This is a genomic window from Micromonospora xinjiangensis, from assembly GCF_056150165.1.
This window is the reverse complement of sequence record NZ_JAXCFO010000011.1, coordinates 19867-40997: the sequence shown is the minus strand read 5'-3', so window position 1 is coordinate 40997 and position 21131 is coordinate 19867. Positions and strand designations below refer to the sequence as shown.

Annotated in this window: 18 protein-coding genes; 10 read left to right on the top strand and 8 right to left on the bottom strand. The window is 73.9% G+C overall.

Annotated features, from left to right (window positions below):
• Positions 1-129 precede the first annotated feature (129 nt).
• Positions 130-549: a VOC family protein gene (locus SM573_RS27925; protein ID WP_474614397.1), complete on the top strand. Its 420-nt coding sequence runs from the start codon at positions 130-132 to the stop codon at positions 547-549.
• A gap of 49 nt (positions 550-598) precedes the next feature.
• Here the strand turns inward: SM573_RS27925 and SM573_RS27920 are convergent, their stop codons facing one another.
• Complete coding sequence (locus SM573_RS27920) at positions 599-1699, bottom strand: winged helix DNA-binding domain-containing protein (protein ID WP_474617408.1); 1101 nt, start codon at positions 1697-1699, stop codon at positions 599-601.
• Between the two features lie 129 nt (positions 1700-1828).
• On the opposite strand from SM573_RS27920, the gene SM573_RS27915 reads away from it, so the two are divergent.
• Positions 1829-2215 carry a hypothetical protein gene (locus SM573_RS27915; RefSeq protein WP_474614395.1) on the top strand — a complete coding sequence of 129 codons (387 nt, stop codon included), beginning with the start codon at positions 1829-1831 and terminating at the stop codon, positions 2213-2215.
• An 82-nt stretch (positions 2216-2297) separates the two neighbouring features.
• Here SM573_RS27915 and SM573_RS27910 read toward each other — a convergent pair whose 3' ends face one another.
• The gene (locus SM573_RS27910; protein ID WP_474614394.1) at positions 2298-2786 is read right to left on the bottom strand and encodes an N-acetyltransferase family protein; all 489 of its coding nucleotides are present in this window, start codon (positions 2784-2786) and stop codon (positions 2298-2300) included.
• Between the two features lie 118 nt (positions 2787-2904).
• Between SM573_RS27910 and wrbA the strand changes: the two genes are divergently transcribed.
• Positions 2905-3522, top strand: a complete 618-nt coding sequence (wrbA, locus tag SM573_RS27905; protein ID WP_474614393.1) for an NAD(P)H:quinone oxidoreductase — start codon at positions 2905-2907, stop codon at positions 3520-3522.
• A gap of 70 nt (positions 3523-3592) precedes the next feature.
• Here the strand turns inward: wrbA and SM573_RS27900 are convergent, their stop codons facing one another.
• The gene (locus tag SM573_RS27900) at positions 3593-5527 is read right to left on the bottom strand and encodes a chorismate-binding protein (protein ID WP_474617407.1); all 1935 of its coding nucleotides are present in this window, start codon (positions 5525-5527) and stop codon (positions 3593-3595) included.
• 251 nt (positions 5528-5778) lie between these two features.
• Here SM573_RS27900 and SM573_RS27895 point away from each other — a divergent pair, with 251 nt between their 5' ends.
• The 3 genes from SM573_RS27895 to SM573_RS27885 all read left to right on the top strand — a co-directional run bounded on the left by SM573_RS27895 (position 5779) and on the right by SM573_RS27885 (position 10224).
• Positions 5779-7191 carry an FGGY family carbohydrate kinase gene (locus tag SM573_RS27895; RefSeq protein ID WP_474614391.1) on the top strand — a complete coding sequence of 471 codons (1413 nt, stop codon included), beginning with the start codon at positions 5779-5781 and terminating at the stop codon, positions 7189-7191.
• A 97-nt stretch (positions 7192-7288) separates the two neighbouring features.
• Positions 7289-9805, top strand: a complete 2517-nt coding sequence (locus tag SM573_RS27890; RefSeq protein WP_474617406.1) for a sensor histidine kinase — start codon at positions 7289-7291, stop codon at positions 9803-9805.
• On the top strand, positions 9802-10224 hold the full coding sequence (locus SM573_RS27885) for a roadblock/LC7 domain-containing protein (protein ID WP_474614389.1): 423 nt from the start codon (positions 9802-9804) through the stop codon (positions 10222-10224). The genes SM573_RS27890 and SM573_RS27885 overlap by 4 nt, the downstream gene beginning before the upstream one ends.
• Positions 10225-10297: 73 nt before the next feature.
• On the opposite strand, the gene SM573_RS27880 is transcribed toward SM573_RS27885, so the two are convergent.
• The gene (locus SM573_RS27880; protein WP_474617405.1) at positions 10298-11626 is read right to left on the bottom strand and encodes a GH1 family beta-glucosidase; all 1329 of its coding nucleotides are present in this window, start codon (positions 11624-11626) and stop codon (positions 10298-10300) included.
• An 846-nt stretch (positions 11627-12472) separates the two neighbouring features.
• Between SM573_RS27880 and SM573_RS27875 the strand changes: the two genes are divergently transcribed.
• Positions 12473-15364, top strand: a complete 2892-nt coding sequence (locus SM573_RS27875) for a glycoside hydrolase family 48 protein (protein WP_474617455.1) — start codon at positions 12473-12475, stop codon at positions 15362-15364.
• A 261-nt stretch (positions 15365-15625) separates the two neighbouring features.
• Here SM573_RS27875 and SM573_RS27870 read toward each other — a convergent pair whose 3' ends face one another.
• Positions 15626-16252, bottom strand: a complete 627-nt coding sequence (locus tag SM573_RS27870; protein WP_474614504.1) for a DUF3159 domain-containing protein — start codon at positions 16250-16252, stop codon at positions 15626-15628.
• A 185-nt stretch (positions 16253-16437) separates the two neighbouring features.
• Between SM573_RS27870 and SM573_RS27865 the strand changes: the two genes are divergently transcribed.
• Positions 16438-17319, top strand: coding sequence for a phosphatase PAP2 family protein (locus tag SM573_RS27865; RefSeq protein ID WP_474614387.1), 882 nt, complete (start codon positions 16438-16440; stop codon positions 17317-17319).
• Between the two features lie 38 nt (positions 17320-17357).
• On the opposite strand, the gene SM573_RS27860 is transcribed toward SM573_RS27865, so the two are convergent.
• Positions 17358-17810, bottom strand: a complete 453-nt coding sequence (locus SM573_RS27860; protein ID WP_474614386.1) for a YbhB/YbcL family Raf kinase inhibitor-like protein — start codon at positions 17808-17810, stop codon at positions 17358-17360.
• A 615-nt stretch (positions 17811-18425) separates the two neighbouring features.
• Here SM573_RS27860 and SM573_RS27855 point away from each other — a divergent pair.
• Entirely contained in the window at positions 18426-19094 is a 669-nt protein-coding gene (locus tag SM573_RS27855; RefSeq protein WP_474617404.1) for a maleylpyruvate isomerase N-terminal domain-containing protein, read from the top strand.
• Between the two features lie 52 nt (positions 19095-19146).
• On the opposite strand, the gene SM573_RS27850 is transcribed toward SM573_RS27855, so the two are convergent.
• Positions 19147-20130, bottom strand: coding sequence for an NADP-dependent oxidoreductase (locus tag SM573_RS27850; RefSeq protein WP_474614384.1), 984 nt, complete (start codon positions 20128-20130; stop codon positions 19147-19149).
• A gap of 342 nt (positions 20131-20472) precedes the next feature.
• Here SM573_RS27850 and SM573_RS27845 point away from each other — a divergent pair, with 342 nt between their 5' ends.
• Positions 20473-20922: a nuclear transport factor 2 family protein gene (locus SM573_RS27845; RefSeq protein ID WP_474617403.1), complete on the top strand. Its 450-nt coding sequence runs from the start codon at positions 20473-20475 to the stop codon at positions 20920-20922.
• Between the two features lie 61 nt (positions 20923-20983).
• Here SM573_RS27845 and SM573_RS27840 read toward each other — a convergent pair whose 3' ends face one another.
• On the bottom strand, positions 20984-21106 hold the full coding sequence (locus SM573_RS27840; RefSeq protein WP_474617402.1) for a hypothetical protein: 123 nt from the start codon (positions 21104-21106) through the stop codon (positions 20984-20986).
• Between the last annotated feature and the right edge of the window lie 25 nt (positions 21107-21131).

The following is a 21131-nucleotide window of genomic DNA, read 5'->3' as shown; positions in this document are numbered from 1 at the left end:
CGGACTGACGACGGGGGCGACGAGCCGCGCCGAGCGCGCCCCGATCGCGGTGACCACGCCGGACGGCTGCGGGGTTTGCACCGATTCCCAGCGGGGAGAACGCCGCGGTTGATGTGAACGGGGGTAGTCATGGCCTTGGTCAATCCGGCTCCCGACTATTTCGAGCCGGAGGACGGCATGTTCCTCGCGACTCTGCTCATCGTCCGGGACGTGGACCGCTCCCGCGAGTACTACGAGCGGGTCTTCGGCGCGACGTGCGTCCACGAGCGCAACCCGTTGATCATGCGATTCTTCAACAGCTACATCATCATCAACGTCGAGGGCGGTCCGACGGACGACAAGCCGATGGTGGAGGCCAGGGTGCCCCCCGATCCCAACGTCCTGAGCTGTGCCATGAACATCCGGGTCCGGGACATCCGGAAGCTCTATTCGGAGTGGAAGGCCAGGGGTGCGGACTTCCTCACCGAGCCGAAGGACCACGGCACGGAGATCCGCTGCTACCTGCGCGACCCTGACGGGTACCTCGTGGAGGTCGGGCAGGGCCTCTGACCGGGGCCCGGGCCGGCCGGCGGACGCGGGCCACCGCCGACCTCGCCGCTCAGGCCGGCCAGTTGACCCGCAACGGCAGGCCGAGGAAGTCGGCGTAGCGGGCGAGGGCGCGCTCGACGCGGGGTTGCCCCAGCGCGGTCAGCGGGCGCACGGTGACGGTCACCCGGCTGCGCCCGACGGCGCGTCTCCAGGTGCCCACCACCCGCCCGTCGCGCACGACCGTGGGCTGGAAGACGCCGTTGTTGCCGGGGACCACGGCGTCGCGGTGGGCGGGGTCGAGCATGAGCGACCGGTCCCGGTAGCCCAGCAGGTATTCGTCGAAGCCGGGCAGCACCAGCATCTCGTCGACCGGAGGCCGCGGCGCGTCCAGCAGCGCCGCGTCCACCCGCATCTCCTGCTCGTCCACGACGACGACGGCCAGGGCGTCACCGGCGGCGGCGAGACCGCGCCGCGCGTCGGTGAGGGTCAGGCCTGTCCAGCCCGCGAACTCGCGGTCGGTCACCGGGCCGTGCGAGCGCACGTAGCGCAGGGCGAGCGTCGCGAGCGCCTCGTCGCGCCCGGGGAGGTGCGGGTCGGGCGCCCACTCGTCGAGCAGGGCGAAGGTCTGCTCCGCACCCACGTTCGGCGCGAGGCAGGTCACGCCGCGCACGCTCGCGTACCAGAGGAGGTGGTAGCCGCGCTGCCCGTCTGTGCCGAGACCGGCCGCGTTCAACGCGGCGAGGCACTGCGAGCGGGTGAGCCGGCCACCGCCGCTCAGCGCGTCGCCGAGCACCTCCACCGCCCGGTCCGCGTCCGGCTCGGAGAGGCCGAGCGCCGCCCGCCGCGTCGCGGCGGCCGGCAGCGCGCGTGCGCCCGTGAGCTCCAGCATCCAGCGGGCGTCGCGAGCCGGGACGAGGTGGATGGTGCCGCGCATCGGCCAGCTGCGCAGCGCCTCCCGCCGCTCCAGCGCGGCCTGCACGTCGGCCTGCGTGAGGGCGGGCAGCCGGGCGCCGAGCGACCAGAGCCCGCTGGCCAGATCCTGCGCCTGCATCGCCCCGAACCACTCCACCACCCCGGCCACCGTGCCCGAACGGGCGGTGGGGTGGGGCCGCAGCAGCAGGCTGGTCATGCGCAGGGCGAGCGCCTCGCTCGCGGTCAACCGCACCGGCATCCGGCCTCCTCGTCGATCGGTGGGTGAGCCTAGGTCCACCCACCGACACGACGCCGGTGGAGGCATAACGGCAACGGGAGCGGGGATCCGGCGGCAGGTGCGCGCGTCGCGCGTGCGGAAGGGAGAGTCATGACTGCAGCCAGCGAGCCGATGCGGGGCGGCGCGCCGGCCCGGTCCAGGCAGGACCGGGGCGCGCCGGTGAAGACCAGTGCCGCGGCGACCTTTTCCCTGGTGTTCGGGGTCGCCGCCCTGGTATGCACCCTTACGGCCATTCTCGCGTGGGCCGGGATCATCCTGGGCATCATCGGCATCATTGTCGGGATCTTCGGGCTCCGGATGGCCGCCCGCCCCAACGTGACCGGGCGGGGCGTCACCATCGGAGGCCTCACACTCAGCATCATCGCGCTGATACTCGGGCTGGTCTTCATCGCGGGGGTCGCCACGTTCCTCAACAACGAGGGCGCGGCGGACCGACTCCAGGAACAGGTCGACGACCTGCGAAACAAGGCCAGCTGACCGAGGAACGGGACGAACGCGTGGGGTCGCCGGACGGCGGCCCCACACCCGTGCCCGGGAAGAGCCCGGGGGCGGGCACCGGTCAGAGCGGACGGTGCATCACCAACAGGTCGACGTAGCCGTGCGTGGGGTGGCGGAAGCCCTCCGGGATCCGGCCCACCACCGCGAAGCCGAGCGAGCGCCACAGCGCGACCGCGCGGGTGTTCGTCGTCACGACCGCGTTGAACTGCATCGCCCGGTAGCCGTCGGCACGGGCCAGCTCCAGCACGTGCGCGCCGAGCGCCCGCCCGACACCGCGACCGCCGGCCTCCGGCGCGACCATGAAGCTCGCGTTGGCGACGTGCCCTCCCGGGCCGAGCTGGTTGGGTGCCAGCTTCGCCGAGCCGAGCACCGTGCCGTCCGCCGCGACGGCAACGACCGTCCGGCCGGGCGGAGGCACCAGCCAGAGCCGTCGGGCGGTGGGCTCGTCGACGTCGCGCGGCCAGGTGTACGTCTCCCCGGCAGCCACGATCTCCCGGAGGAAGGGCCAGATCCGCGGCCAGTCGGCGCCGGTGGCGGGTCGGATGAGCATGCCACCAGCATCGCGCAGCGCCGCGTCATTGATCATCCGGTCCCCCGGCCGGGGTGTTTCCGCTGGCAGGCACCGGGTAGTCGCGGGAGCTGACACGAACGCGGAAGGGGACGGTTCGATGGCTGACCGCATCAAGGTCGCGGTGATCTACTACAGCGCCACCGGCACCACCTACCAGATGGCCCAGGCCGCCTGCGAGGCCGCCGGGGACGCGGGCGCCGACGTACGCCTGCGCAAGGTGCGCGAGCTGGCGCCGGACGAGGCGATCCGCTCCAACTCGGGATGGCAGGCGCACCACCTCGAGACGCAGGAGGTCCCCGAGGCGCAGCTGGACGACCTCACCTGGGCCGACGTGGTGATCTTCGGAACCCCGACCCGGTACGGCGTGATGGCCGCCCAGCTCAAGCAGTTCATCGACACCAGCGGGCCGCTCTGGGCGCAGGGCGCCCTGGTCAACAAGGTCTACTCCGCGTTCTGCACGACCGGGACGAGCCACGGCGGCCAGGAGACCACCCTGACCTCGCTCTTCTCGGTCATCTACCACTGGGGCGGGATCGTGGTGACCCCCGGTTACACCGACACCAGCCAGTTCATCGCCGGTAACCCCTACGGCGCCTCGCACACGAGCAACAACGGCGAGATCGCGCCGGACGACATCGCCCTGACCGCCACCGCGCTGACCGCCCGGCGGGCGGTCCAGATCGGCACCGCCCTGAAGAAGGGCCTCGCCGGCTGAGCGGGTGACCCGGTGGCCGGGCGGGGCTCCAGAATCGCCCGACCACCGGTCCGTCGTGCCCGGGTCGCGCCTACGTCGGGCCCACCGCCGGAGACCCGGACACCGCGACGGTCGGTCGGGGAGCCGGCGCCAACAGCCGGGGCAGCAGGTCGGCCAGCACCGCCATCCCGTCCGGGCTGAGCACCGACTCCGCGTGGAACTGCACCCCGGCGAAGGTCGGACCGCGCAGGGCGTGCACGGCGCCGTCGGCCGCGTCCCGGGCCAGCTCGACCCGGCCGTACGGGGTGGTCAGCTCGTCGGCCTCGGCGAGGGCCGTGAAGGTCGAGTAGAACCCCAACCGGCGGGGCGTGCCGAAGACCGTGATCTCGCGCTGCAACCCCTGGTAGGGGGCGTCACGCCGGTGCAGCGTCAACCCGAGCAGCCCGGCCAGCAGTTGGTGACCCAGGCAGACGGCGAGGGTCGGCCGGCCGGCGGCGAGCAGGTTGCTGAGCAGCTCGCGCAGCGCCCGCATCTTCGGCTCGGTGGCGCTGCCCGGATCGCCCGGGCCCGGACCGACCACCACCAGGTCGTACGCGCGCACCGGACCCGGCGCGTGCCACGGTCGTACGGTCACCGTCAGGCCGAGCGCCCCCAACTGGTGTGCCAGCATGCCGGTGAAGGTGTCCTCACCGTCCACGATCAGCGCCGAGCGCCCGGCCAGCGCGGGCAGCCCGGCCGCGTCCGGGTGCCGCTGGTCCAGCCAGAATCGTGCCAGCGGGGCGTTGCGGGCGGCGAGCGCGGCGCGTACCCGCGGGTCGTCGGCCAGCCGCGGCGCCGGCTCCCGGCCGGCGGCGGCCGCCTGCGGACCGAGCCCGAGCGCGGCGAGCACCGCGGCGGCCTTGGCGTGCGTCTCCGCCACCTCCCCGGCCGCCGTCGAGTGCCGCACCAGCGTGGCCCCGACCGGCACCCGCAGCGCCCCGTCCGGGGAGATCTCCGCGGTGCGGATCAGGATCGGCGCGTCCAGCGTCTGCCGACCCGCGTCGTCGTGGCCGAGCAGGGCCAGTACGCCGGCGTAGTAGCGCCGCCCGGTGCGCTCGTGGCGGGCGATCACCCGGCAGGCGTTCTCCATCGGGCTGCCGGTGACGGTGGGCGCGAACATCGTCTCGCGCAGCACCTCCCGGACGTCCCGGGTGCCCCGCCCGGCGAGCAGGTACTCGGTGTGCGCCAGGTGGGACATCTCCTTCAGGTACGGGCCGACCACCTGGCCGCCGTGCTCGGCGACGGTGGCCATCATCTTCAGCTCCTCGTCGAGCACCATGTACAGCTCCTCGACCTCCTTCGGGTCGGCGAGGAACCGCAGCAGCGCCTCCCGGTCGGCGGCGGCGCCGGTGTGCCGGAAGGTGCCGCTGATCGGGTTCATCATCACCAGGCCGTCGTCCACGCTCACGTGCCGCTCCGGGCTCGCGCCGACCAGCACCCGGGTGCCGGTGTGCACCACGAACGTCCAGTACGCGCCCCGTTCGCCGAGCAGCAGCCGGCGCAGCGCCGCCAGCGCGGCCTCCAGCGGTGATCCCTGCACCGTCGCGGTCAGCGTGCGATGGACGACGAAGTTGGCCCCCTCGCCCCGGCCGATCTCCTCCGTGAGCACCCGGCCCACCGAGGCGGCGTACTCCTCGTCGCTGACGTCGAACGCCGCCCCGGTGGTGTGCACCGGGAGGTCGGGCAGGGCGGCCAGCGTCTCGGCCAGCCCGATCCGCTCGTGGTGGGCCACCACGAGGCACTCCAGCGGCATGCCGTCGTCGACGCAGGCGAAGCCGCGCTCGGTGATCTGCCGGAAGGGCACCAGGGCGAGCGTCCGCGGCCCGGGCGCCCCGTCCGGCAGCGGAATGTCGGCGAGCCGGTCGACGGTGCGCACCACACCGGTGAACAGCTCCAGGTCCTCGGCGTCGCCGCGCCGGACCAGCGCGAACGGGCCCGGGTCGGTGCCGGCGGCGACGGCGGCGAGCAGGTCGTGCAGGTGAGTCATCGGATTCTCCTGGGGCCGGGTGCCGCTGTCGGGGCGACCGGGACGTCCGGAGATCCGGCGACCGCCTCGACAGGCGGCCGCGTGGGGAAGCTACGCGCGGGAAGGGGCCGCCGGGTCGGCGGGCCACCAGCAGGTCAGGTGCGCGAGCATGGGCCCACCCTACGCGTCGGCGGGGTCGGGCGGAAGCCGAACCGCGTACGGCGGGCCGACCCGTGCTCGATCAGGACGTCCAGCGGGTAACTTGACCGGCGATGAACATTCTCGCGCTCGACCTGGGCACCAGCTCGGTACGCGGGCTGGTGCTGGACGAGGAGACCCAGCCGCTGCCCGGCGCCCTGGCGCGGCGGAAGGTCAACCTGGCCATCGGCGACGACGGCACGGGCACCCTCGACGCCCCGGCGTACCTCGCCTGCTTCGTCGAATGTCTGGACGAGCTGGCCGAGGCCGGGCACCTGCGGGACGTCGACCTGGTCGCGGTCTCCGGGCAGTGGCACTCGGTGCTGCCACTCGACGCCGGCGGGGAGCCGCTCGGTCCGGCGCTCACCTGGCTCGACACGCGCCCCACGCCCGACCCGGCGGCCGGCGGCCCGGCCGACCCGGACGACTACCACCAGCGCACCGGCACCTGGTGGCACCGCGGCTACTGGTCGGTGCGCCTGCCGTGGTTGCGCGGGCGGGTCAGCACCCGGGTGGCCCGCTTCACCGGCCTGGTCGAGTACGTGCTGGGGTCGCTGCTCGACGAGGCGCCGATGTCCATCTCCCAGGCTTCGGGGACCGGCCTGCTCGACCTGCGCACGCTCACCTGGGACGACGAGGCGCTCGCGCTGGCCGGGGCGAGCGCGGCGGAGCTGCCCCGCCTCGCGCCCATGGCGTGGCGCGGGCGGCTGCGGCCGGAGCACGCGAAGCGGTGGCCGTCGCTCGCCGGCGTCGGCTGGACGGCTCCGGTGGGCGACGGCGGGGCGTCGAACGTCGGCTCCGGTTGCGTCGACTCGAGCCGGGCGGCGGTCACCGTCGGGACTTCCGCGGCGGTGCGGCTGATGCAGCGGGTGCCGGCCGGGCAGGAGATGCCGCGCCTGCCGGAGCGGCTCTGGCGCTACCGGGTCGACCACGACCACGTGGTGACCGGCGCCGCGTACTCCTCCGGAGGCAACCTGTTCGCGTGGGCCAACCGGGAGCTGCGGCTGCCCGTCGGCGCCGACCTGGACGCGGCGCTGGCGCTGGTGCCGGCCGGCGGCGGCCGGCCGGCGGATTCCCGCTTCGGCGGCGACCGCCCGCCGGGCCTGGCCCCGGCCGGCAGTGGCGAGGTGCGCGGGCTGAGCTTCGGCACCACGGCCGTGGACATCCTGGCCGGGCTCATGCAGGGCCTGTGCGAGATGGTCGCGCGCGACCTCGACGTGCTGGAGTCCACGGTGGAGCGGCAGGTCGAGGTGGTGCTGGGCGGGGGCGCGGTCGCCGCCTCCGTGTGGTGGCGGCAGGCGTTCGCCACGGCGCTCGCGCCCCGCACGGTGTCGCACCAGCGCAACCCGGAGATCGGCGCCACCGGCGCGGCGCTCGTCGCGTTGCGACGGTTCGGGGAGGCCGTCGACTTGGCCGACATCGGCCGGACGGATGAGTTGATTCCGCCGACCACGGCAGGTGAGTCCGGCCCGCAGCGTCCTTCCTGACCCCCTCCGGCGTTCGGGCCGTTGACACCGCTCCCGCTCCTGGTTGGATGGACTCCGCTCCCCGGTCGCGGTGGACGCGAGGGGAGGAGGAGGCAGCGTGGGCGCAGGTGCGGATCCGGCGCGCGGCGCGATGCCCCGCCATCGCCGCCGCCGCTTCGACGTCCGGGTGGTGCCGCACCGGCGACGCTCGCCGTTGCGGCTGCGCGACTGGCGGATGCGTACGAAGCTCACCACGGTGCTGATCGTGCCGACGGTGGCGTTCCTGGTGCTGGCGGGCGTGCAGACCCAGGGCCTGGTCGGGCAGACCACGGTGCTCAGCGCCTTCGCCGAGCAGGTCGGCGTCGGCCGGCAGATCACCGCCGCGGTGCACCGGATCCAGCAGGAGCGGGACCGGTCGGCGGGCGAGCTGGCCGAGCTGCGGCGCGCGGCGGGCGCGGCGGACCGCACCGCCGCGATCGAGGCGTTGCAGCCGTTGCAGGCGGCCACCGACCAGGCCATCGCCGACCTGCGCCGGGCGGCCGCGCCGCTGGCCGACGCCGACGCGTCCTGGCGGGTCGCGTACGCCGAGGTGCTGGAGGCGTACGACCGGGTCGTCTACATCCGGCCGGCGGTGCCGCCGGCGGTGCTCAACGACGACACCATCCTCAGCAACTACCACCGGGCCGTCAGCGCGTTGCTGGATCTGCTGGCCGAGCCGACCCCGGGTCAGGACCATCCGGCGCTCACCGACGCGGTGCTGCGGTACGTGCAGCTCGCCCGGGTCAAGGAACTCTCCTCCCGGATCCGCGCCGAGCTCTACGCGGCCGCCCGCGCGGGCCGGTACGCCTCGGAGGCCCAGGTCGTGCTCTCCGACCTGCGCGCCCAGCAGCTCACCGCGCTCGGCGCGTTCCGCGTGGCCGCCACCAACGACCAGGTCCGCCGCTACGACCGGATGTCGGTCGACCCGATCTTCACCACCGCCGCGACCCTGGAGGAGCGGACCCTGCCGTCGGGCGGCGCGGCGCCCGCGGTGCTGCCGGCCCAGCAGTGGTGGACGGCCAGCCAGGAGCGGCAGGAGCTGCTGCGCGAGGCCGAGGCGGGCGTGCTGGCCGACGCGGTCCGGCAGGCCGACGACGCCGCCTCGGGGCAGCTGCGCACCACGCTCCTCGTGGCCGGTGGCATCGTCGCCGTGCTGCTGGTCGCCGTGCTCATCTCGCTGCTCGTGGGCCGGTCGATGGCGCGGTCCATGCGGCTGCTGCGCAGCCAGGCGCTGCGGATCGCCCAGGTGGAGCTTCCCGAGACCCTGGACCGGCTGCGGACGGTCAGCGGCGGGGTTCCGTCGATCGACGTGGCGCCGGCGGTGGTCCGTTCCCTCGACGAGGTGGGCGAACTCGCCGAGGCGTTCGTCGCCGTGCACCGCAGCGCCGTCAGCGTCGCCGTGGAGCAGGCGCTGATGCGGCGCAACGTCAACGCCATGTTCGTCAACCTGGCCCGGCGCAGCCAGGTGCTGGTGGAGCGGCAGCTGGAGCTCCTCGACGACCTGGAGCGGGAGGAGAGCGACCCGGACCAGCTGGAGAACCTGTTCAAGCTGGATCATCTCGCCGCCCGCATGCGCCGCAACGACGAGAGTCTCCTGGTGCTCGCCGGCACCGAGTCCACCCGGCGGTGGCAGCGGCCCGTCCGGCTCGGCGCCGTCCTGCTGGCGGCCGCCGCCGAGATCGAGCAGTACCGGCGGGTCCGGCACGAGTCCGTCGCCGACCTGCACATCGTCGGGCACGCTGTGGGGGAGCTGGTGCACATGCTCGCCGAGCTGCTGGAGAACGCCACAGCGTTCTCCCGCCCCGACACGATGGTGTCGGTGGCCGCCCACGCCGACGGCGCGGGTGCCGTCGTCGAGATCACCGACCGGGGCCTGGGCATGAGCCCGGCGGCGCTGGCCGAGGCGAACGAGGTGCTCGCCACGCCGCCCGCGGCCGACGTCGCGACCGTCGAGCGGATGGGTCTGTTCGTGGTCAGCCACCTGGCGTCACGGCTGGGTGCCCGGGTGCGGCTGCACGGCGGTGAGCAGGGGCTGGTCGCGGTGCTCCAGCTGCCGGGCGCGCTGCTGGCGTCGCCGCCGACGGGCCAGCTCGAACCGGTGGTGCCGGCGCGGATGCTCACCACCGGGGCCGAGCGGGGTGTGGCGAGCGGCGCGGTCGACCAACCGGTGGCCGGCCGCCGACCTGACCCGGTGCCGCGCCCGGCCCGGCCGGTACCGGTACGTGCCGAGGACGTGCTCGCTCCGGCTGCTCCGGCCGCCCCGGCTGCTCCGGCGACCCCGGGCGGCGGCTGGTGGCACCGGCAGGGGCCGGCCGTCCCGGCCCAGCGCGGGCCGCTCACCCCAGCGGCCACGGCTCCGGTCACCGGGGGCACGAACGCGCGCGGGCTGCCGGTGCGCGTGCCGATGGCCCAGCTCGCCGCCGTCACCGGTGCGGCCCGGCCGCAGCCCGGCCCGGCGAGGCACGAGCCGGACCCGGAGGCGGTCGGCGGAATGCTCTCCCGCCTCTACAGCGGAGTACGGCGGGCCGAGGCGGAGGACACCACCGAGATAGCCGTGCCGCCGGTCGGCGGCAGCGAAGGAGGACGACGACTGTGACGACGTTGAGTCAGGAGGCGCGGGACCTGAGCTGGCTGGTCAGCGCCTTCGCCGAGCGGGTGCCGGGGGTGGCCCACGCGGCGGTGGTCTCCTCCGACGGCCTGCTGGTGGCGATCTCCGACCACCTGCCCCGCGACAACGCCGACAAGCTCGCGGCGGTGACCTCCGGGCTGATGAGCATCACCTCGGGCGCGGCGCAGATGTTCGACGGTGACGTGGTGAAGCAGACGGTGGTCGAGATGGGCCGCGGCTACTTCCTCGTCATGCAGGTGCGCGACGGGTCCATCCTGGCCACCCTCGCGGCGTCCGACGCCGACATCGGCGTGGTGGGTTACGAGATGGCCCGGCTGGCCAAGCAGGCGGGGGAGATGCTCACGCCGGCGCTGCGGGCCGAGTTGCAGCAGGCGCTGCCGCGCTGAGAGCGGGCCGGCCCGGCACCCCGTGCGGGATGCCGGGCCGCCGGTCGGCGCACCGGTCCGGGCGGCCCGGCGGTCAGAGGCCGTTGTTCGTGATCACGTCGCGGTACCAGTGCGCGCTGCGCTTGGGGATCCGCCGCTGGGTCGGGTAGTCGACGTAGACCAGGCCCCACCGCTGGTCGTACCCCTCGGCCCACTCGAAGTTGTCCAGCAGGGACCAGACGTGGAAGCCTTCCAGCGGCACTCCCGCGGTCAGCGCCCGGTGCGCGGCGGCCAGGTGGTCGCGCAGGAACGTGACGCGCCGCGCGTCGTCCACCGTGTCGTCGGGTCCGAGGGTGTCCGGCGTGGGAAGGCCATTCTCGGTCACCGTGATCGGGATGGGGCCGTAGTCGCGGGTGACCCGGGTCAGGATGTCGTACAGCCCGTCGGGGTAGATCTGCTGCCACTCGGCCTCCGACGTCGGCCAGCGTCGCGCGGTGCCGCCGTCGCCGGTGACGTAGATCGGCGTGTAGTACTGCACGGCGAGCAGGTCGACCGGCGAGGAGATGACGTCGAGGTCGCCGTCGGAGATGCCGCGCACCATGCGGCTTTGCGGCCCGAGGTTGTCGAGCACGTCCTGGGGGTAGCGGCCGGTGAGGACGGGGTCGAGGTAGAGGCGGTTCTCGTAGCCGTCGTGGAGCCGGGTGGCCGCCGCCGCGTCGGGGGAGTCGTCGGCCGGGTAGCAGGGGTGCAGGTTCAGGGCCGGGCCGATCCGTCCGGGCCCGGTGGCCCGCAGCGCCCGTACGGCCAGCCCGTGCGCGAGCTGGAGGTGGTGGGCGACGAGGTAGGCGGCGTCGGGGTCCTGCCGGCCGGGGGCGTGGTGGCCGGAGAGGTAGCCGTTCTGCACCACCGTCTTCGGCTCGTTGATGGTGAGCCACACCGGGACGCGGTCGCCGAGGGCACGGAAGACCGTCTCGGCGTAGTCGGCGAAGCGGTGGGCGGTGTCGCGTGACTCCCACCCGCCGGCGTCCTGGAGCGCCTGCGGCAGGTCCCAGTGGAACAGTGTGGCCATCGGGGCGATGCCCCGTTCGTGCAGGCCGTCCAGGAGGCGGCGGTAGAAGTCGAGGCCGCGCTGGTTGGGGGCGCCGGTGCCGTCGGCCTGGATGCGCGGCCAGGAGATGGAGAACCGGTAGCTGCGCAGGCCGAGGTCGCGCATGAGGTCGAGGTCCTCGCGGTACCGGTGGTAGTGGTCGGCGGCGACGTCGCCGGTGTCGCCGTTGCGGGTGCGCCCCGGGGTCCGGCTGAACGTGTCCCAGACCGACTCGCCCCGGCCGTCCTCCTTCGCCGCACCCTCGATCTGGTAGGCGGAGGTGGCCGCACCCCAGCCGAAGTCGGGTGGGAAGCGCAGCGGGGTGGGCATCGACATCGGTTCTCCTCAGGACTGCCGGGCCGCCCCAGGGGGACGGGAGCGCTCCCATGATAGGCCAGCGGCGACCGACCGGTAACCCGGGTCGACCGCGTCGCGGGGCCGAGGCCGGTCCGGTGTGCGCGACGGCGCACCGCCCGCGGGGGATCGACACGCGCCCCGGTGCTCCGGAGTAGGCGAGCGGTCGTCGGTGGCCGGCGGGCGTCGACCGCTCGGCCCCTTCTCCCGCCGTCGGCGGGGGTTTAGTGTGGGGACGGGGGAGGGCAACCCCCGTCCCCACCGGTGCTGCACACGCACGAGCGGATTGGCGTTCCTGGCGTGCGTGTCGCGCGGGAGCCGGGCCACGTGAGTGGCTTCTGCGGATCCACCTCCCTCCGTGTGCTGGGGGCGAGACCGGCGGCGGCGTCCGGGCTGGTGCGCCGCCGGTCCTCGATTCGACCTCCGGGCGTCACGTGCGACGAGTCCGGCGATCCGTTCACCACCATCGATGGAAGCGCTCCCATCGACGATGGTGCGACTGTAACGCCTGTCACCGTCTTGGAAAAGACCCAAAACCAGATCGAAACATGGCGATGCACGGGTTGCTGTGGGAGCGCTTCCATGGCAGACTGCCGATCCAACGCGGCAGGGAGCCAGCTCGCGGGTGCGGACCGCCGAAGGGCGGCCGGCGGCATGCCGGCCCGGCCACCACACGCACCCGCTCGGGCCGCGTCCTCCTGACCCCGGCCGGGCCCGGGGTGCCCACCTTCCCGGGCGCCGAGAAATCCGCCGCCACCGTCCTGCGGCGTGGCGCCCCGCCGGGGCGATCCCGGCCTGGTCCGAGGAGACACCGCCGTCATGAGACATCTGGCCCACCGCCGCCGGCTGGCGATGCTCGTCGCCGCCGTGCTGGCCGCCGCCGGGGCGACCGTGCCCGCCGGCGCCGCGCAGGCCGCCCCGGCCTGCGACGTGGTCTACGCGACCAACGACTGGAACACCGGCTTCACCGCCGCCGTCACCATCCGCAACCTCGGCGATCCCGTCGACGGCTGGACCCTGCGGTTCGCCTTCCCGGGCGACCAGCGCGTCACGCAGGGCTGGTCGGCGCGCTGGAGCCAGACCGGCAACCAGGTCACCGCCACCAACGAGACCTGGAACGGCAGCCTGCCCACCGGAGCCAGCACCACCATCGGCTTCAACGGCAGCCACACCGGCGCCAACCCCGCCCCCACCTCGTTCTCGGTCAACGGGGTGACCTGCGGCGGGACCCCCCAGCAACCACCGGCCGTCACCCTGGACGTGCCGGCCGGGCCGTTCGAGGCCCCGGCCGACGTGCCCCTGAGCGCCACCGCCGGCGACCCGGACGGCACGATCACCAAGGTCGAGTTCTACCGCAACGGCCTGCTGGTCAACACCGACACCACGGCCCCCTACGGCTACACGCTCGAAGACCTCCCGGCCGGGTCGTACACCGTGCAGGCCCGCGCCTACGACAACGCCGACCTCACCGCCACGGCGGAGAAGTCGTTCACCGTGACCCCGGCGACCGGCCCGGTCCTGGTCGCCACGCCGTCCGCGCTGAGCGTGCCCGAGGGCGGCACGGCCACCGCGAACCTGAAGCTCAGCGCGGCGCCCGGCGGCACCGTGCCGGTGACGCTGACCCGCACCGGCGACGCCGACGTCACCGTCTCGCCGGCCTCGGTCACGCTGACGCCGGCCAACTGGAACACGGGCGTCACCGTGACCCTCGCCGCGGCCGAGGACGCCGACACCGCCGGCGGCACGGCCACCGTCACCGCCTCGGCCACCGGCTACGCCCCGTTGGCGATCACCGCCACCGAGGTCGACAACGACAGCCCCGGAGGCGACAACACGTACGTGCGGCGGTTCCTCGACCAGTACGGCAAGATCAAAAACTCCGGGTACTTCAGCCCGGAGGGCGTGCCGTACCACTCGATCGAGACGCTCATCGTGGAGGCGCCCGACCACGGGCACGAGACCACCTCCGAGGCGTTCAGCTTCTGGCTCTGGCTGGAGGCCCACTACGGCCGGGTGACCCAGAACTGGGCACCGTTCACCAACGCCTGGACGGTGATGGAGAAGTACATCATCCCGTCGCACGCCGACCAGCCCACCGCCGGCGCGGCCGGCACCCCGCAGTACGCCGCCGAGCACGACCTGCCCAGCCAGTACCCGTCCCGACTGGAGCCGTCGGTGCCGGTGGGGCAGGACCCGCTGCGCGGGGAGCTGCAGTCCACCTACGGCACCGGCGACATCTACGGCATGCACTGGCTGCTCGACGTGGACAACGTGTACGGCTACGGCCGCTGCGGCGACGGCACCAGCCGCCCCGCGTACATCAACACCTTCCAGCGCGGCACGCAGGAGTCGGTCTGGGAGACCGTCCCGCAGCCGTCCTGCGACACGTTCGCCCACGGCGGCCGGTACGGCTACCTCGACCTGTTCATCAGCGAGAGCAACGCCCCGGCGAAGCAGTGGAAGTACACCAACGCCCCGGACGCCGACGCCCGCGCCGTGCAGGCCGCGTACTGGGCGCTGACCTGGGCCAAGGCGCAGGGGCGGCAGGCCGACGTGGCCGCCACCGTGGCCAAGGCCGCGAAGATGGGCGACTACCTGCGGTACGCGATGTTCGACAAGTACTTCAAGAGGATCGGCAACTGCGTGGGGCCGACCACCTGCCCGGCGGGCACCGGGCGGGACTCCGCCCACTACCTGCTCTCCTGGTACTACGCCTGGGGCGGGGCGTACGAGACCAGCCAGAACTGGTCCTGGCGGATCGGCTCCAGCCACAACCACTTCGGCTACCAGAACCCGTTCGCGGCCTGGGCGCTGACCAACACCCCCGAGCTGAAGCCGGCGTCGCCGACCGCCGTCGCCGACTGGAACAGGAGCCTCGAGCGGCAGCTGGAGTTCTACACCTGGTTGCAGTCCGCCGAGGGCGGCATCGCCGGCGGCGCCACCAACAGCTGGGGCGGCCACTACGGCCAGCCACCGGCCGGCACGCCCACCTTCTACGGCATGTACTACGACGTCGACCCCGTCTACAACGACCCGCCATCGAACCAGTGGTTCGGCATGCAGGCCTGGTCGATGCAGCGGATCGCCGAGCTGTACCTGCAGACCGGCAACGCGAAGGCCAAGGCGCTGCTCGACAGGTGGGTGCCCTGGGCGATCGCCAACACCACGCTGGGCAGCAACTGGTCGATCCCGTCGGACCTGCGCTGGACCGGCCAGCCGGCCACCTGGAACCCGACCAGCCCGCAGCCGAACACCGACCTGCACGTCGAGGTCGTCAGCACCGGCCGCGACGTCGGCGTCGCCGCCGCGTACGCCCGGACCCTCATCGCGTACGCCGCGAAGTCCGGCGACGTGGCGGCCAAGAACACCGCCAAGGGGCTGCTCGACGCGCTGCACGCGGCCAGCGACGCCAAGGGCGTCTCGACGCCGGAGAAGCGGGGCGACTACCGCCGCTTCGACGACGTCTACGACGCCACGACCGGGCAGGGGCTCTACGTGCCTCCGGGCTGGACCGGGACGATGCCCAACGGCGACGCCGTCGCCGCGGGCAAGAGCTTCGTCGACATCCGCTCCTTCTACAAGAACGACCCGGACTGGCCGAAGGTCCAGGCATACCTCGACGGCGGGCCGGAGCCGGAGTTCACCTACCACCGGTTCTGGGCGCAGGCCGACGTCGCCATGGCGTACGCCGACTACGGCAACCTCTTCCCCAACGGCTGACCGACCGCGGGTGGGCGGTCCCGCCGCCCACCCGCGCGCCTTCGCTCCGGTACGCCTTCCGGCTTGATCCACTCGGCCGGGTCGGGTCGGCCGCCCGTCCGGTCCCGCGCTGGCGGATCGGCCGGACCACCCCACCGGCCAGCGAGCGGCCGCCGCGAAAAAGACCGCAAAAACAGGCCGCCACGGGATCACGCGCACGAGCAGGACGGAGTAACCTTCGTCACTAGAGAGGCCGCTCCCCCCGTGGCGGCCTCTCTCTTCTCATTCCGGGCCCGCGCGGCCCGCGCCCGTCACGACGGGATGCCGCAGGCCCGGGTGACCGGCCGGCAGCGACCGGCGTACCACCACCCAGCTCACGGCCAGTGCCGCGGCGACGAGCGGCCAGGTGAGGGCGACCCGGGCCACCACGAGCGCGACCACCTGCCCGCTGAGGTACAGCGGCACGAACACCGCCACGCGCAGCACGTAGGTGGCCGTCCAGACCCAGCTCGCGCGCCCGTACGCGCGCAGCAGCGCCGGGTCCCGCCGCCACCGGGCGCGCTGGCCGAGTGCGGTGCCGACCACCACACCCAGCAGCGGCCAGCGCAGCACGATGCTGACCGCCCACGCCAGTGCGCTGGCCGCGTTGGAGAGCAGTTGGAGCAGGAAGAAGTCGGCGGCCCGGCCGGTGCGCAGCGCGATCAGCGCGGCCACGCAGACCGCCAGCAACCCGATCAGCACCGAGCGGGGCCGGTCACCGCGGCGCAGCCGCCACAGGGCCACGGCGGTGCCGGTGACCACCGCCGCGCCGACCCCGGCCCAGAGCGACTCCCCGCCGAGCAGCCAGCCGACGGCGAAGGCCACCGGCGGCAGGGTCGCGTCGACCGCGCCGCGCCGCCCGCCGAGCAGGTCGGCGAGCGACTCCTGCCGACCCGCGTCGGCCCCCTCCGGACGCTCCGGCGTACGGGTGGGGCGCGGGGGATCGCCCTGCGGTGGCCCGGTCACCGTCACCTCCTCACGTCGGTCCCAACCTATCCGTGCCGGCGCGGCGGGCCACCCGCCGGCCGGGCCGGACCGCTCGCTAACGTTGGCGCGTGCGCGCGACGGCGAGGGGTTGGACGACGGTCTGGCTGGTCCTGTTCGCTCTCCTCCAGGCGGCCGCATTCCTCGCGGTCTGGCGGGTGGCGGTGCACACCGGGCTCGGCCAGTGGATCGACACGGTGGCACTGACCGGCAACCGGATCGGCCAGGACCGCATCGACGAACCGGTCGACCGGATCCTCAACGCCATGTCGGTGGTGTCCCTGCTGGCCGCCACCGCCGTGATCGGGTTCATCGCGCTCATGCGCGGGCGGATCGCGCTGGCGATCACCGCGACCCTGCTGATAGCCGGGGCCAACGTGACGACCCAGCTGCTCAAGCGCGGCCTGTCCCGCCCCGAGCTCGGCATCGACCTCGAGCGCGTCTACGCCGGCAACAGCCTGCCGAGCGGGCACGCCGCCGTGGCGGCGTCCGTGGCGGTGGCGCTGGTGCTCGTCCTGCCGGCCCGCGTCCGGGCGTTCGGCGCGTTCATCGGCGCCGGCTACGCGGCCGCCGCCGGGGTGGCCACCCTCTCCGCCGGCTGGCACCGGCCCAGCGACGCCGTGGCCGCGTTCCTGGTCGTGGGTGTGTGGGCGGCGCTCGGGGGCCTGGTGCTGCTGCGGACCCAGCGGGAGCAGGCGACGTTCTCCTCCGCCGACGCGCACCGGGTCGCCGTGACGGTGCTCGGCGTCGGCGGGGTGGTGGCGCTGGTGATCTCCGGGCTCGCCCTGGGCTGGTTGGTGGACCTGCGCGCCGTCGAGCCGGACGAGCTGTCGAGGCGGGCGCTCTTCGTCGGGTACGCCGGCAGCGCCGCCGGCATCGCCGGCACGATGGCCGTCGTGATGGCGCTGGTCCTCGCCGTGGTGCACCGCCTCGTGCCGCGCCACCCGGGCTGAACCGGGCACCGTCCGCGGCCGCCGCACCCGCCCGGCGCTCAGCGCGAGAACATTCCGACCATGGTGCCGCTGGCGAACTCCTGACCGCCCACGGCCCGGTGCACGTCCGCCGCCTGCGGCGCCTCCGGCAGCTCCAGCGGGCCGTTCAGTGCGTACACCCGGAAGAAGTACCGGTGTGGGTCGTCGCCGCGCGCCGGCTGCGGGCCGCCCCAGCCGACCTCGCCGAAGCCGTTGGCCCACTCCCGGGCGCCGTCGGGGACCATCCCCTCCGGCATGCCGCCGGAGACCGGCGGGATGCCGGTGACCAGCCAGTGCAGGAACGGCGTCCGGCCGGCGTCCGGGTCCTCCACCATGAGCAGCAGCTCACTGGCCTGCTCCGGCACCGACCACCACTCCAGCGGGGGCGAGATGTTGCCGCCCTCGCGGGAGAAACGACCCGGCAGCATGTCATGGTCGTTGAACGCGCTGCTGCGCATCATGATCCCGGCCATCGGTGGCGCCTCCCTCACTCGAGTCCGCCGCGCGCGTACCCGCCGGGTCGCCGCCGAAACGACCGGGGAATCCGCCTCCGTGGCTACCGGTCCGGCCACCTGTCCGAGGCTGACCTGACCAGCGGAGTCACCCGTCCCGAGGTGCCGGCCAGCGGAGCCACCTGTCCGGGCGGGCGTCTCCTGTCCAGCCCTTGTCGAGCTGCCCCAGGTATGGGGCGGGGCATCGCCGCAGGGTGTGATCGCCTCGCCTCGGGCTCAGCGAAGGCCGTGGGATTCCGGTCGGCTCGCGTCGGCCCCGGGCCGGCTCGCGTCGGCCCCGGGCCGGTTCGCATCGCGCCCGGGCCGGTTCGCATCGCGCCCGGGCCGGTTCGCATCGCGCCCGGGCCGGTTCGCATCGCGCCCGGGCCGGCTCGCGTCGGCCCCCCAGCACGCCCGACACCGTCGGGCCACGCGCGGCAGCCACGATCGATCCCGCGAGCGGAAGCGACTTCAGCCGGGTCGGGACCGACCGCGAGGCCGTCGCCCCATATCTGGGGCAGCTCGACAGGGGACAGGAGGGAGAGGCACCCGAGCCGTGAGAGGGTACGGCGGCAGGTGAGCCGGGGGGAGGAACCGATGGAGACGGTACGGGCGGCGTTCCGTGACGAGTGCACACGGCTGGGGGAGGTGCTGCGCGACCTCTCCGAGGCGGACCTCGACCGGCCGACCGACTGCCGGCCGTGGACCGTACGCGAACTGCTCGCCCACGTCCGTACCGGCGCCGGTCGCCTCGCCGACATGCTCGCCGCGCCCGCTCCGCCCCGCGCCGAGGTGGACGCCGCCGCCTATTTCGGTGCCGCGAAGTTCACCCCCGAGGTCGACGCGGCGCGCATCGACAGCGGCCGCCGGGAGGCGCGCCAACTCGACGGCGCGGCGCTGATGGTGGACTTCGACCGGGCCTGGCGGGTCGCCGACGCGGCGGTCGCCGCCGCGCCCGCCGACCGGGTGGTCCGCACCCGGCACGGCGACGCCATGAGCCTCGTCGAGTTCCTGCGTACCCGCGTGGTCGAGGTCGGTGTGCACGGCCTGGACCTGGCCGCCGCGGTCTCCCGGGAGCCGTGGCTCACCCCGACCGCCGCGGAGGTGGTCGCCGAGTTGCTCACCGGCGGACGGCCGGTCCCGCCGGAGCTGGGTTGGGACCGGCTGACACTGATCCGCAAGACCACCGGCCGGCTGCCGCTCACCGCCGCCGAACGGGCGGTGGTGGGCGACGCCGGCTTCCGCGGGCTCTCCTTCAGCGGCTGACGCCCCGGCCCGGGCACGTACGGACGTCTCCTGCCAGCGGGGCTCCAGGACCTCAGAAGGTGAGCACGAGTCGGCCGCGCACGCCGCCGGCCTCGAACCGGCGGTGCGCCTCGGGCGCCTCCGCCGCCGGCAGGACGTCCGCGACCCGGGGGATGAGCACGCCCGCCTCGGCGAGCCGGCGGACCTCGTCGAGCTTGTCCGTCCGCCCGGCGTAGTCGGGCACGAACGGCGTCCGCACCGTGACCCCCCGGACGCCGTCGACCCGGTAGCCGCCGGGCTCGTCGGGTAGGCGGAACCGGACCAGTGAGCCGCCGTCACGGACGGCGTCGAGCAGCCGTGGCCCGAGCAGCGCCACGTCCGCGACCGCGTCGACGCCACCGGGGTGGTGGCTCAGGATGTGCTCCACCACACCGGGGCCCCGGGGCACGACGGTGGCCGCGCCGGACTCGCGGACCAGGGCCTCGTCGGCCGGGGCGGCATCGGCGACGACGGTGATGCCGGCGTCGTCAGCCATCTGCACCAGGTAGCTACCGAGCGTCCCGGCGGCTCCGATCACCGCCAGGGTCGACCCCGGGTCGAGGGCCAGCTGGTCGAGCGCCAACAGCGCGGTCATCGCGTTCATCGGTAGCGTCGCCACCGCTTCGTGACCGAGGCCCTCCGGCGCGCGGACGACCCAACCGGCCGGGCGCACCACGTACTCCGCGTACCCGCCGCCGCTGTTCTCCAGCGTGCCCTCGGCGGTCGGCGTCACCGGCAGGAGCATCGCCATCACCCGGTCACCGACCGACAGGTCGGTGACCGTCCCCGGGCCGATCTCGTCGACCACACCCGCGACGTCCATTCCGGGCACGTAGGGCCCGGGCACTCCGGCCAGCGCCGACGCGTGGGCACCGGAACGCAGCAGCGTGTCCGAGGGGTTCACCGAGGCCGCACGGACGCGCACGCGGACCTCGCCGGGGCCGGCATGCGGCTCCGGCAGGTCGATGACCCGGAGCACCTCCGGCCCACCGAACTCAGACAGACCAACAACTCGCACGACGGATTCCTCTCGTGGTCTCACCGGATGCCCGCCGCGGCGGTCCAGGGCGCTGGGCATCCCCAATACGGACGGCACTCGTCCGGTTCAGAACCGTAGCGCAACAGGACGTCTCTCGTCCGTTTTTGGCGAGGTGGCCAGGGTCACTTGGCCGACCGGCGCGATAATCGGACGATGACCGTCCGCAAGAGCTATCGTTCGGAAGCGGACGGTAGCCGTCCGTATAGCGGCTGCCCGATCGGGCACCGAAACACACGGATCGTCGGCACCGGCCCGGCCGCGGCTTCTCACCTGATGAGGGGCGCGCGCCGCCGCCGCTGCGGCGACGGAGGGAAGCAGGTCATGAACAAGCAGGAAAACCGGAAGGCATCCACGCTGCGGCTGCGGATGGGTGGAGCGGCGGTGGCGGCTGCGCTGCTGGTCGGCGGTGGGGTGGGCGCAGCGGCCCTCACCTCCCAGTCGGCGAGTGCCCACGACCACTCCCGGAGCGTCTCCTCCCGATCCCTCGCGGAGCGGGTGCAGCGCCTGGAGGACATCGAGGAGATCCACCAGCTCAAGGCTCGCTACTTCCGCTTCGTCGACGAGAAGAAGCACGACGAGCTGGCCAGGTTGTTCACGCCCGATGCGAAGCTCGTGACCGACGGGATCGAGTGGAAGTCCCCGACGGAGTTCGCTGACACGATCCGCGACCTCACCGGCGCCGCGCCGTCGGCGCACTCGGGGGCCATGCCGGAGATCACGATCACCGGGCCGGACACGGCGACCGGGATCTGGTCGATGGAGACATCCTGAACTTCCCGGCCGGCCCGAACGCTCCCGAGGGCCACAACGGCTACGGGCAGTACCGCGAGACCTACAAGAGGGTCGACGGCACGTGGCTGATCGACTCGGTGCTGCTGACCCGCTTCTGGATGGAGCCGATGCCCGCGTGGACCCCGTCGGACAGCACGACCGCGCCGAAGGCCACGAACGACAAGTGAGGTTCCCCGCGCCGCGAGCCC